10 protein-coding genes are annotated in these 12,789 nt (G+C 37.5%); 2 read left to right on the top strand and 8 right to left on the bottom strand.

Translation table 11 applies throughout. The annotated features are described in order from the left end of the window. Nucleotides 1-110: 110 nt before the first annotated feature. On the bottom strand, nt 111-839 hold the full coding sequence (locus ACOVQ4_RS17305) for a tetratricopeptide repeat protein (RefSeq protein ID WP_421821873.1): 729 nt from the start codon (nt 837-839) through the stop codon (nt 111-113). 385 nt (nt 840-1,224) lie between these two features. On the opposite strand from ACOVQ4_RS17305, the gene fsa reads away from it, so the two are divergent. Next, nucleotides 1,225-1,881 (top strand): fructose-6-phosphate aldolase, encoded by a 657-nt coding sequence (gene fsa, locus ACOVQ4_RS17300; RefSeq protein ID WP_095160298.1) that lies wholly within the window; start codon nt 1,225-1,227, stop codon nt 1,879-1,881. Between the two features lie 154 nt (nt 1,882-2,035). After that, nucleotides 2,036-2,716, top strand: coding sequence for a cell division ATP-binding protein FtsE (locus ACOVQ4_RS17295; RefSeq protein WP_421821872.1), 681 nt, complete (start codon nt 2,036-2,038; stop codon nt 2,714-2,716). Between the two features lie 288 nt (nt 2,717-3,004). Here ACOVQ4_RS17295 and ACOVQ4_RS17290 read toward each other — a convergent pair whose 3' ends face one another. From ACOVQ4_RS17290 to ACOVQ4_RS17260, 7 genes are all read right to left on the bottom strand, one after another. Continuing rightward, a complete protein-coding gene (locus ACOVQ4_RS17290) occupies nt 3,005-4,570 on the bottom strand; it encodes a PglZ domain-containing protein (protein ID WP_421821871.1) in 1,566 nt (521 codons plus the stop codon). Nucleotides 4,571-4,897: 327 nt separating this feature from the next. Then, the gene (locus ACOVQ4_RS17285) at nt 4,898-6,919 is read right to left on the bottom strand and encodes a ComEA family DNA-binding protein (RefSeq protein WP_421821870.1); all 2,022 of its coding nucleotides are present in this window, start codon (nt 6,917-6,919) and stop codon (nt 4,898-4,900) included. A gap of 103 nt (nt 6,920-7,022) precedes the next feature. Next, entirely contained in the window at nt 7,023-8,198 is a 1,176-nt protein-coding gene (locus tag ACOVQ4_RS17280) for a hypothetical protein (protein ID WP_421821869.1), read from the bottom strand. Nucleotides 8,199-8,557: 359 nt separating this feature from the next. Beyond that, a complete protein-coding gene (gene rnc, locus ACOVQ4_RS17275; RefSeq protein WP_421821868.1) occupies nt 8,558-9,289 on the bottom strand; it encodes a ribonuclease III in 732 nt (243 codons plus the stop codon). 85 nt (nt 9,290-9,374) lie between these two features. Then, nucleotides 9,375-10,622 carry a beta-ketoacyl-ACP synthase II gene (gene fabF / locus ACOVQ4_RS17270; RefSeq protein WP_421821867.1) on the bottom strand — a complete coding sequence of 416 codons (1,248 nt, stop codon included), beginning with the start codon at nt 10,620-10,622 and terminating at the stop codon, nt 9,375-9,377. A gap of 320 nt (nt 10,623-10,942) precedes the next feature. Continuing rightward, the gene (locus ACOVQ4_RS17265; protein ID WP_421821866.1) at nt 10,943-11,179 is read right to left on the bottom strand and encodes an acyl carrier protein; all 237 of its coding nucleotides are present in this window, start codon (nt 11,177-11,179) and stop codon (nt 10,943-10,945) included. A gap of 243 nt (nt 11,180-11,422) precedes the next feature. Continuing rightward, a complete protein-coding gene (locus ACOVQ4_RS17260; protein WP_421821865.1) occupies nt 11,423-12,334 on the bottom strand; it encodes an ROK family protein in 912 nt (303 codons plus the stop codon). Nucleotides 12,335-12,789 lie beyond the last annotated feature (455 nt).

The following is a 12,789-nucleotide window of genomic DNA, read 5'->3' as shown; positions in this document are numbered from 1 at the left end:
ATAAGGTAAATAGGCATAATCTTTTCTTTTATTCGTAAAAAACAAACAGGCACAAGACACCAGCTCTAAAAGTACTGATACCTTGTGCCTGTCCTCTGTTTGACTAAGTATTATTTACAATAAGTCTCCAAAGCTGACTTTGCATCAGGATAACCCAAACGGTTGGCTTGTTTAAGATTCATACAACTTGCGTCAGAGTTACCCAATTTTTGGTAGGCCAGCCCCAAGCCATAATACGCTTTTGCGAACTGAGCGTCAATTTTGACAGCTTCTGTAAAATCCTTAATGGCATCTTCTAATTCAGCACTTTGGTATTTGATATTTCCACGATTATACAAAGCGTTTGTATCCTTTGGATCTAGCTCAAGTGCTTTATCAAAATCGCGAATTGCTTCGTCTGCTTTCTGTAAAGCTGCTTCGATAATGCCTCGCTTTACATACAATTCGGCTTCTTTAGGTGCAAGTTCAATTGCCTTAGAGCAATCTTCATAAGCGCCTTGCCAGTTGGATTGTTCCATTTTGATTGAGGCACGATTAAAAAACGGTTTGTAATTACTAGCGTCTAATTTGATAGCTTGCTCGTAATCCAATAGAGCATTGGTGTAATCTTTCAATTCGAAATATGCAGCACCACGCATATTGAAAGCTGCGGCACTTTGGGCATCTTTATCAATGGCTTGATTGAGATATTCGATAGCTTCTTTGGCTTTCCCTTTTTGTAATTCTCCCTTTGCTTTTTCTAAAAAAGCCTCCGCCGAACCTGTACAAGCAGTCATCCAACCCATCAAAACAGGAAAAATCATCGACAAAGCGATTTTTTTTATTACTTTTTTTTTCATCGTAATATGTTATTTAAAAATCTGGTAATCAAATCGTAATAAAAACATTAGCGACTTATACTCAATTTTTGATAGAAATTTTTTAACAAATTTGCTACCTAGGTTTTGAAAAAACAACAAAACCTGCCATATTTGCACTGGCAAATTACCAGCTCCCTCCGAATCCCCCAGGTCTTGATCGAAGCAAGGGTAGGTTGGTTGAGCGGTGAATTTGCCATTTTTTTTTGCCCTTTCTTGAAGTAATCTCTGCAACTGTTCTATACTGTTATAGATAAATCAAAATATTCCTTCTTTTCTTGCCAGCTTTTTATAATTTTGTACTCGGAAAGCTTTATCCCTTACTCTCATGCCAGAGGGTAGCCAAAAATCATAATCAAAAACAGCTATGAAGTTTTTTATTGACACAGCCAATCTCAAAGAAATCCAAGAAGCACAGGATTTAGGCGTATTAGACGGTGTAACTACCAACCCTTCATTGATGGCCAAAGAAGGTATCAGTGGTAAAAACAACGTGTTGAAACATTACAAAGCTATCTGCGAGATCGTAGACGGTGACGTTTCAGCAGAAGTTATTGCGACAGATTTCGAAGGTATGATTCGTGAAGGCGAAGAATTAGCTGAATTGGATGATAAAATCGTTGTGAAAATCCCAATGATTAAAGATGGTGTGAAAGCACTTCGTTATTTTTCAGAAAAAGGTATCAAAACGAACTGTACTTTGATTTTCTCAGCAGGTCAAGCGTTATTGGCTGCTAAAGCTGGGGCATCTTATGTATCTCCTTTTATCGGTCGTTTGGATGACATTTCTTTCGATGGTATCGAACTTATCGAACAAATCCGTACAATTTATGATAACTACGGTTTCGATACTGAAATCCTTGCGGCATCGGTACGTCACCCTATTCATATCATCAAATGTGCTGAAATCGGTGCCGATGTAATGACTGGTCCTTTGTCTGCTATCACTGCGTTGTTGAAACACCCATTGACAGATATCGGTTTGGAGAAATTCTTGTCAGACCACGCTAAAACAAATGCTTAATCTTTAAAAGCATTTTGATTTTATACTTTCAGAGAGGATAGGCTATGGTCTATCCTTTTTGTTTTTCTGACCATTTAACAGATAAGCCTCAACAAATAGGCCAATCAAAACGGCTTTTTTGTATATTTGAAAATCAAACCAAATCAACCCGTTTATGTTCAACGCAGAACCTGTAGTATCCTTACAGAATGCTTTTATCTATCAGAACGACAGAATCGTTTTGAACGATGTGAATTTTACAATCAACAAAGGTGAATTTGTCTTTTTAATTGGTCGTACAGGTAGTGGCAAAAGCTCCCTACTCAAAACCTTATATGCCGATTTGTGGCTGCAACAGGGTTCGGCTAAAGTTGCAGGATACCAAATCGAAACTATGAAACTTTCTGAACGCCCCTTTTTACGCCGTAAAATTGGCGTTGTGTTTCAGGACTTTCAGTTGTTCATGGACAGAAATGTAAATGAAAATTTAATGTGGGTACTAGAAGCTACAGGTTGGACAGACCGTGCCAAAATGAAAGCCCGCATTGCTGAAGTACTCATGCAAGTAGGATTGGCCTCTGCTAAAGATAAAATGCCGCATCAACTTTCGGGTGGTGAACAACAGAGGGTCGTAATTGCCAGAGCCTTATTGAACGAACCCCAAATCCTATTTGCCGACGAACCTACAGGTAATCTCGACCCTGAAGTTTCGGCTCAGATTTTGCAACTTTTCAAGGATATTAATAAAGCAGGTACTGCTATTTTGATGGCTACTCACGACTTTGACATGATTCGCCAATTTCCAGCTCGTATTCTCAAATGCGACAATGGTTATGTCAAATCAGATGATTTATAGTCATTTTTTAATTGAGAGATTAGAGAAGGAGTGATTATTTTTAATCTATATTTTCTAGTACAGACGCAAAGCATTGCGTCTATAAAAAGTTATTATTTGAAATATAGTATCGAAAAAAGCGTTCGAAAATAATTTTTCGAACGCTTTTTTGATACACTTTGGAAAATATCCTAAATGTTAAAATTAGGAATGACTCTTGTTTTTGATATCACCTCGAATAAGTAGCCAAAAAAGTTCATTATTATTATGTCTGCCAACAAATAACTGATTTACTAATAACTGTACTACTTATTTTGCCGTCAAATACACAAAGGGAATGATACATTCCTCCAACGAAACTCCTCCATGCTGGAAGGTATTGCGGTAATGACTCACATAATGATTATAATTGTTTGGATACGCAAAGAAATAATCTTCCATAGTGAACACATACGTTGTAGACACATTGATTTTTGGAAGGAAGAATCTTTCTGGTTTACGACAAATCAACACGTGGTCATCTGAATCCCAGTTTAAGTTTCGGCCTTGCTTATATCTCAAGTTGGTATTTACAGAACGGTCACCAACAATCTTAACAGGGTTTTGTACACGAATCATACCGTGGTCGGTAGTAATAATCAAACGGCCTTTTTTCTCAGAAATCTTTTTGACTAAATCAAATAAAGGCGAGTGAGTAAACCAACTAGCTGTGATACTCCGATATCCCGATTCATCTGGTGCCAATTCCTTAATCATGGCCATGTCGGTACGCGCATGCGACAGCATATCCACAAAGTTATACACAATCACATTCAAATTATTTTGCATCAAGCGATTGAAATTATCAACTAAAGCTTTCCCTTGATTGTTGTGAATAACTTTATTGTAAGAAGTCTTAAAACTTAAGCGACTTTTGCGCAATTGTTCTTGTAAGAAAAATTCCTCATGTTGGTTAAAACCCTCCTCATCTTCATTGTCGCCAAGGTCCTGCACCCAATGTTTTGGGTATTGTTTTTCAATTTCTGAAGGCATCATCCCCGCAAATATGGCATTACGAGCATAGGCTGTTGTTGTAGGAAGAATAGAATAGTACGAGCTCTCCTCTTCTACAGTGAAGTAATCCTGAATTAATCCTTCCAAGATTTTCCATTGGTCATAACGCAAGTTATCAATCAATAAGAAAAATAGAGGAGAGCCATCATTTACTAAAGGAAAAACCTTTTTACGCATTAATTGATGCGACATCAGCGGTTTGTCGGCACGAGGGTCGTTCAACCAATCCTCATAGTTTTCTTCAATGAATCTTGAAAAGTTTGAATTAGCTTCTGACTTTTGCATATTCAACACTTCTGCCATTGATTTATTTTCAGTACGGTCGATTTCTAACTCCCAGAATAGCAATTTTTTATAAATTTCTGCCCATTCTTCGTGATTGATACGATCTTGGTACTGCATAGCCAATTGGCGGAATTCTTGTTGATAAGAAATATTGGTTTTTTCTTCTTCCAAACGTTTTTTATCAAGAATCTTTTTTACAGAAAGTAAAATCTGATTCGGATTGAGCGGCTTAATCAGATAATCGGCAATTTTTGACCCGATAGCCTCTTCCATGATATGTTCTTCTTCAGATTTGGTAATCATGATTACAGGCAAATTGGGCTTCATCTGCTTGATTTGAGGCAAAACCTCCAAGCCTGTCATCCCAGGCATATTTTCATCAAGAAAAACTACATCAAATTTTCCTTTCTCTACCTCTTCTAGTGCGTCAGCACCCGAGTTTACAGGTGTAACATCATAACCTTTGCTCTGTAAAAACATGATGTAGGGCTTCAACAAGTCGATTTCATCGTCTGCCCAAAGTATTTGGTATTGCATATTGTTTGTCTCTAGGATTGTTTCTATAAAGATAGTAACGGCAAGCAAAAGTTTATTGTTGCCTGTTCTAAATTGTATAAAAGGTTTTTAACTTTTTTTAACGTATAACCTGAAAGTATTCATGATGATAGGCTATTGGAAAAGAACTTTAAACTATAAAGGATTTGGGATTTCTGAATTCGGAAATAAAGTAAAACGCTTCTATTTTTTATAAAATATCAGGAAAAAGTGGTGTAAATTCCCCAAATCCAACATCAGAAATACAAAATTGATAACTTTTAGTATCTTTCGGACACCATTAAATCACATTTTCAAATCTCAAAATTACTAAAATACCCACCTTATTTGTGCTTTTACATCGCTCCTATGTGGAACGGGTATTTCGTCGAGGCCACTCCCGACGGTTTCTTGACCAAGATAGTCAGTTCTTGACCATCTCAGCCAAATTGTAAGGTTTTTATTTACATCATACGACAAAACACTGTAATAGCGCCAACCTCGGCCATTGTAAGCAGGAAATGAAAAGGCGTATTGAACATCTTGCTCATAGGTATACTGCCGATTGTCGTAATCCTGTGTCGAAAAGTATGCTACTCGTGCTGCCAATGACCAAGCACCTCTACTCCATTTAGCATCTTGCGATACCGCCCACCCATAGGTCGGATTTTGTAGCTTATACTTAAATATACTCCCAGAAATTCTGGATTGTATCGAAAGGTGATTGGCAAACTTGTTGGTGTAATAACCATTAAAAGTCCAACGATAGCGAGGAATTACTTCAGTAATAGTTCGAGTTTTAGTTTTATTATTTTCAATATAGGTTTCTTTCCAACTGAAATTTTCTTCTTTGTTTTCCATCCTCAATTGCCCCGAAATTCTTGAGATTTTTGAAGGCTGATAATTTAGTTTGAGTAAGGCCTCAAAGCCCTGTGTTTGAGGCAAATCTACTAAATATTTGTACCATGGAAAATAGAAATAATCAAAATAGGCAGTCCATTGCCAACGACGGCTCGGCATAAACTTTAGCCCCCAATAAATGCCAGTTTCATTAATATTTCGGGTGTTTTCTGAAAAGGCATTGCCATAAAAAGAATGAAAATTAGGGGTAAACTTTCGAAAAAGTAGTGACATATCCCAACGGCGACTAAGACTCCCCAATACCCCAAATACTGATCCGATGCCTCCGCTACTTGAGCGAGTAATTTCACCAAAAACTTGGGCAAATGACAATGTATAATTATAGTAAAAACTCAGCAAAAGATTTTGAGTACCTGCGAACTCATATTGATTATACGTTTTGTTGGCTTTTAATAATGGCTTATCGAAAGTAGTGTATTGAAGTAGTATTCCTACGCGTGAAAGCTCTGATTGATAGCTAATTCCACCTCCTAGATTAGATTCTAACAGAGCTTTTTTGTCTGCTATCTCCGAGGCAGTTCTATGAAAACCAGAGGTTTGAAGGGAGGATACGCTCACTACACCTAGCGAATCGGGTGCAAGCTGATTGGCATCTCTTAAAATACGAGAGATAAAGCCAAGTCCTTGCCATTTATGCCATTGAAAATGAGTGAGAACGCCTCTAAAAAAACCAGATTCAAGTGAAGAAGTATACGGACGGCCTCCCAAGGTTGGTTTGCGTGTAAACAAAATCGTCTCGGCACTTTTCCCTAAACTAAACCCTCCACCTGTAGCTACTCCTTGTCCCATTTGGAGTTGATAATCTCCTACGACAAGATTTTTCAGGATACCTTTATTTTGTACTTGTATATGAAATGAGGTAAAATCAGTCCAATTACTCTCTCCCTCGTCTTTTTCAATAGTAAAACCAATACTTAAGTTCTTGGGGTTTGCATATTTGTATCGGAGTAAACTTTTGATGGGGCTATCTGCATATCGTACAGTAGACGTGTTAGTTGGTGGAGTAAAGCCCTTTTTTTCTTCCAAGGTTTGGCTAAAGCGTACTAAAAGCCAACTTTTGGCTAAGCTCAAATCACGCCCGATAGAACTAACCTCCTGACTACAAGTAACAAAAGGTGCTAGTTTTTTTAATACATCTAGCGTAAAGGATGGAATAGACTGTAATTCATAAATAGAGATAAATGGACCGAAGGATTGTCGGTAATCAAAAAAAGCCTTTAGTTGAGCCGTTGACAAGATACCAAGACCCGAAAGAGACTCATAATCCAGACGATTGATATCGAGAGGATTAGATTGAATTTGAAGCCAATTTTCAAAAGTTTCCTCAGAAACTCCTTCGACTGAAGTACCCAAGATATCTTCGTTAGATACCTGTGCTTGTAACTTAGGCATCATAATGCCTAAAATAAGGAGTAAAATTACTTGTTTCATGGTGTAGACTCATTTTATAGAACACAAAAGGGTTCTTTTAGGAGTAGTTTTCTGAAACAAATATACTATTTTACTCAAAAAAAAAGCGAGATTACTCTCGCTTTTAATGATTTTGAAACTTTCTACTTACAATTTCAAGAAAGTCATTTGCTTCTTCGGCAGCCATTACCCAATTAAATTTAGGCGCAAGTACTTTATTCATAATATTTTTTGCTTCCAGATATGAGCTACACTTATCCAAATCTTCGATTGCACGTGTATAAGCATTGACATCACCTTCAAAAAGCTTACCCGTAAAAATAAACTTTTGGTTTAGGCTAATTGCATCAGCAATACTTTTGATTTGACGATTAAAGGCTAAATCAGACAAAGCTGTACCTTGGCCAATTACTTCTTTTCTTAGTAAATCATTTACCGTTGGTAGTTCGTCTGAAAATGTATCATTCAACTTTGAAGGAATTCGAATATCAGCAGGAGTACCCTCCTTATCTATTTGTGCCTGAATAGCTGCCACCGTAGGAAGAGGGTCGTGGTCTTCGTCGGGTATTGGTGCCGAAACTACCTTTGAAGATGTTATGATTTCATCATCATTTTCGTGCTCAACATCAAAAAAAGATTGTGTTAATCGAGGGCTAGCAACATTCACAGTATCAACAGTTGCCTGTTTCTTATAAAAATCATCACGTCTGAAAGGCAAGGTGGCGCTTAACATTTCCAAATACTTATCTGGATTTTCAAAATCATGATGATTAGCAAGTTCATTTAACCAACCGAGGGCAGTTGTAACATACACCTGTTTTTCTTCGCCTATTTTATCTTTAAGCCCCTTAGCAAACACGCCATTGATTTTAGTATATTTTGCTAGCGTAATCACCCGATCTTTTGTTAAGGTAAACTCTGGAGATTCTCTCACAAAATCATCAAAGTATTTGCTTGGGTCAAGGAGTAGACCAATCGTATTTTTTACGGCATCTACCAAAAGTGGCTCAAAATGTTCTCTACTGACCGAGATATGATGAGAAACAGTATTCATATAAGCCTGCAAGGCGGCTTTTACCTCCTCATTTTCAAAATCAAAATAAGGGCTTTTGAAAGATTCAGTATCAGATTTCCAAGTTTCGTACAAATCCCCAATCACAAATGTATTTACTTGAGCTACGTTGCTCAACTTCATAATTTGTTGACCTGAAATTGTATTATTTCTATTAAAAAAGTCGTCACAAACTTTGGCAGCATACTGTTTAGCGTATCGTTCTATTGCCTGAAAGTCTAACTTCATATTTTTATGGTTTGGGTTGAAACTTTTGGTTATGAATGTACGAAAGTAAAAAGATAAAAAAGGAATCTTCCCGTGAAAAGTAAATTAACTAACACTAAGAACGCAAATATTACACCAAAGATTATTCTGATGAATGAATAAAAAAAATAAATCGGCACGATTCACCGGGAAACTTTTCAATTTGGGTTTTCCTAGCAATCTCAACACTCAAGATACTCAAAAATTGTATTCTTCGAATATTGACAAATCAAGCGATTGACCACAAACTATCCGAACTCGCAGCCGAAGTATATCAAGACAAAAACGGCCTAAGCAAGAAAATTCGTGCTTAGGCCGTTTTCGAGAAACCTTTCGGTTTATTAACTTATTTCTAGCTTTTCACAAGCCTTCATAGCGGCAGTTTGTTCTGCCTTTTTCTTCGAATAACCCTGCCCTACTGCAAACGAATCGTCGTCAACATAAATGGTAGCAGTAAATTCTTTATTATGTTTGGCACCTTCTTCCGAGATATCAAATCTAATTTGTTTACCCTCTCGTTGCGCCCATTCTATCACTAGTGACTTGAAGTTAGGGTTGTTTGACACAACGGTATCGATATCAAAATGCTGAGTAAGTATAGATTTTACGATAAACTTACGGGTAAATTGAAATCCTTTATCAAGATAAATAGCCCCAATCAATGCTTCTAGGGCATCGCCATACATTGATGTACGAGCTAGGACTGTTCGACGATTTCCATCGTATTCAACCAATTTATCAAGACCAATTTTACGAGCAACCACATTCAATGACTCTCGGCTTACCATTCTAGAGCGAATTTCTGTCAAAAAGCCTTCATCTTTAAACGGAAATTTTTTGAAGAGGTACTCAGCAGTAATCATTCCTAAAACCGAGTCTCCCAAAAATTCAAGTCGTTCGTTCGATTCTTTATATCCTTTTGCCACCGTTTCCTTAGACACTGAGGAGTGCATAAAGGCCAATCTGTACAGCATAATATTGGAAGGCTTTTGACCAATGATATGTTCTACAGCTTTCTTTAGCTTTTTGTCTTTGGGGTCGCTGGAAAAAAATTCTAAAATGGGTGACAACATATATTCGAAACAAAATCAAACTTGCAAACTTTTGACAAAAGTACATGGGTACATATCTCATCAAAAGTTTGCAATATTTATCAGATTAGATTTTTCTAAAAATAACTGTGGCATTATGTCCACCAAATCCAAAACCATTACTCAGCACTACATCAATTTTGCGAGCCTGTGCTTGATTTAAGGTAAGGTTCAAACGATTATCTACACTAGGGTCTTCTGTAAAGTGGTTGATTGTCGGAGGAACGATTTGATGTTGCATAGCCAAAATAGACGCAACAGCTTCTACCGCACCTGCGCCACCCAACAAGTGACCAGTCATCGACTTTGTAGAGCTTATGTTTAAATTGTAAGCATGCTCGCCAAACAATTCTACAATAGCTTTCAACTCCTGAGGGTCGCCAAGCGGTGTGGATGTACCGTGAGTATTGATATAATCAACTTCCTCTGGCTTGATATTGGCATCCTCTAGGGCATCTTGCATTGATAACAAAGCACCATAACCTTCTGGGTGAGGAGCCGTAATGTGGTAAGCATCAGAAGAGAAGCCTCCACCAATCATTTCAGCATAAATTTTAGCTCCACGAGCAACTGCGTGCTCATATTCTTCCAAAATCAATGCTCCAGAACCTTCACCTACTACAAAACCATCACGATCTTTGTCGTAAGGGCGAGAAGCGGTTTTTGGATCATCGTTACGCTCAGACATGGCGCGCAAAGCCGTAAAACCACCAACCGAAGCAATCGTCACAGGCGCTTCAGAACCACCCGTAACACAAGCCTTCAAACGACCTAATCGGATATAGTTGAAAGCATCGATAATTGCATTATTGGCAGACGAACAAGCCGACACTGTAACGTAATTTACACCACGAAAACCATGACGAATAGAAATAACTCCAGAAGCGGAGTCGGCAATCATTTTAGGAATAAAGAATGGATTGAATTTAGGAGTGCCATCGCCTTTCGCAAAGTTGAAGCATTCATCTTCAAAAGTACGAAGCCCGCCGATACCTGAGCCCCAAATAACTCCGATTTTATTTTTATCAACTTTTTCTAAATCTAAGCCCGAATCCTTGATAGCTTCGTCAGACGCAACGATTGCATACTGAGCAAAAGCATCCATTTTACGCGCTTCTTGACGTGGAATGAAGTTGCTAACATCAAAATTCTTAATCTCGCAAGCGAAGCGAGTACGAAACTTCTCAGCATCAAATTTAGTGATATAATCACTACCACTAACACCATTTTTGAGACCTTCCCAATACTCTGGTGCTGTGTTTCCGATAGGAGTCAACGCTCCTATACCAGTAACTACTACTCGTTTAAAGCTCATGTGGCGAAGTTGAGTTTCAGGTTTTATTAAAAGTGAAGATATTGTTAGGCGCTTTTGGTGCAAAATTCACCTTGAGAAAAGTATCTTGAGAGAGATAAATTTTCAATGGCCTTGTTCACTCGAATTTCAAATATAGATGATTTTATAAATCAAATGAAGAATTATATGAATTAAGTTATAAAATCTCGCAGACTATTTGTTGACAAAAGGTTTGGAGATGGTACTTAATTACGCCTTTCAAATAAAAATGTGCTAATCTGAACAATGGTTTAGTAAAAATTACTAAATCACTCTCAAATTAGCACATATTGAAAAGTCAATTACTTAGCATGTTCTTCGAGATATGCAATAGCATGACCAACGGTTTGAATGTTTTCAGCTTGGTCATCTGGAATTGTTACGTTGAATTCTTTTTCGAATTCCATAATCAATTCTACAGTATCCAAAGAGTCTGCACCCAAATCGTTTGTGAATGAAGCCTCTGGAGTTACTTCTGCTGCGTCAACGCCTAATTTCTCGACGATAATGCTTTTTACTTTTTCTGCAATTTCTGCCATTTTTAGAACGATTTTTGGTTAGAAAAACGGTGCAAAGATGAAGATTAAAAATTAGATTGTCAAAATTTTTTTCCGACAGATAGTTATAATCTTAGAATGTTTTAGACTTTTCTTAGAAAGTATAAAATAATTCTTTTGCCAACTCGTTTTTCAAACCCATTTTAAAGGGAATTTTATATTTAGCCCACAAATTTAGACCTTTTTTGCTATTCTTGGAGGTCTGAAGAGTGTTAATTTTTTATATTAAAAACAAAGTGAAGCCGCTCCCAACAAACCAGCGTCGTTACCTAAGGTAGCACGTTTGATGGTTAAATCACTAGCGTGATACTTGGTCAACCATTGATTTAGCTTGCGTTTCATACTTGGCAAAATGTAATCGAAGGATGCCGACAAACCACCTCCTATCAAAATCAGATTGATATCGAGGATAGCCACTAAGTGGCAAAGGTTTTCGCCCAACAACTCTCCTACTCTTTCAAAAACTTGTAGTGCAAGTTTGTCATTTTCGGCCGCAGCTGCCACCAAACCCGTTGTCGAGATAGAACCATCATCAGGCAATTGTGTTTCGCCAGTGTATTCTCTTCTCATATTGTTGGCCAAATCTAATAACTCGTTTTTACCGATATTGCGTTCAAGCACTTTACCATTGGCAGATGGCGTATGACCTGGCTCCATGGCATTTCCACGACCTCCCGTAAATACTTTTTTACCAATAATAGCAGCACCACCAACACCTGTACCCAAAGTGATAAAAATATAACTTTCGTCGATACGTTCTTCTCCAAAATAAAACTCCCCTAATGCTGCTGCATTGGCATCGTTTTCAAGATAGAAGTTTACTCCTACAAATTTCTTCTCAAGCAAGTCTACCAATGGTACACGGTCTAGCTCAGGAATAGCCGTAATCTCGATTGGAGTACGACGAGTAGAATCAATCATACCTGGCAAACCAATACCTACCTTCTTGATATGCTTGTGGTCAAGTAATTGAAGGGCAATAGCCTCGGCAAGGCGGTCTTCGAAATGACCCGATTTGCGCCAGCTAACAGTATCGTGACTGTAAAAATTTGAAATCTGACCAGTTTCAGAGTTAACGATACCCATTTTTACGTTCGTTCCTCCGATGTCAATACCTAAATAATCTGCTGCAGCCATCTAGTAAAATTGTAAGTTTTAAAGTTATATGTATGATTAGTAATTGGGATTACAGTATATTAAAATTTTTTCAAAATTACAGAAAAGTTTGTTTTTTCTATATTATCGCGAAATATTATATAGGTTTCTTGCGTGTATTTAATACTAAATCAGTCATTTATTACATAACTGCCAATATCTATTTTGAAGAATAGGCAATTTATTACGCAATAAGCTGTAGGCTGTAGGCATTAAGCAGTAAGCTATAGCAAAAATGCGCTTTCTTTTAAAATGATAATGACCTTTTGTCTACAGTTTTAGGCAATAAGCTGTAGGCTGTAGGCAGTAAGCTATAGCAAGAATGCGCTTTCTTTTAAAATGATAATGACCTGTGCTTGCCTAAAGTTTTAGGCAATAGGCCGTAGGCATTAAGCAGTAAGCTATAGCAAAAATGCGCTTTCTTTTAAAATGATAAT

This window comes from Flectobacillus sp. (genome assembly GCF_049240685.1).
GTDB lineage: Bacteria > Bacteroidota > Bacteroidia > Cytophagales > Spirosomataceae > Flectobacillus.
The sequence above is the reverse complement of the archived record's forward strand: the minus strand, read 5'-3'. Positions and strand labels throughout refer to the sequence as shown.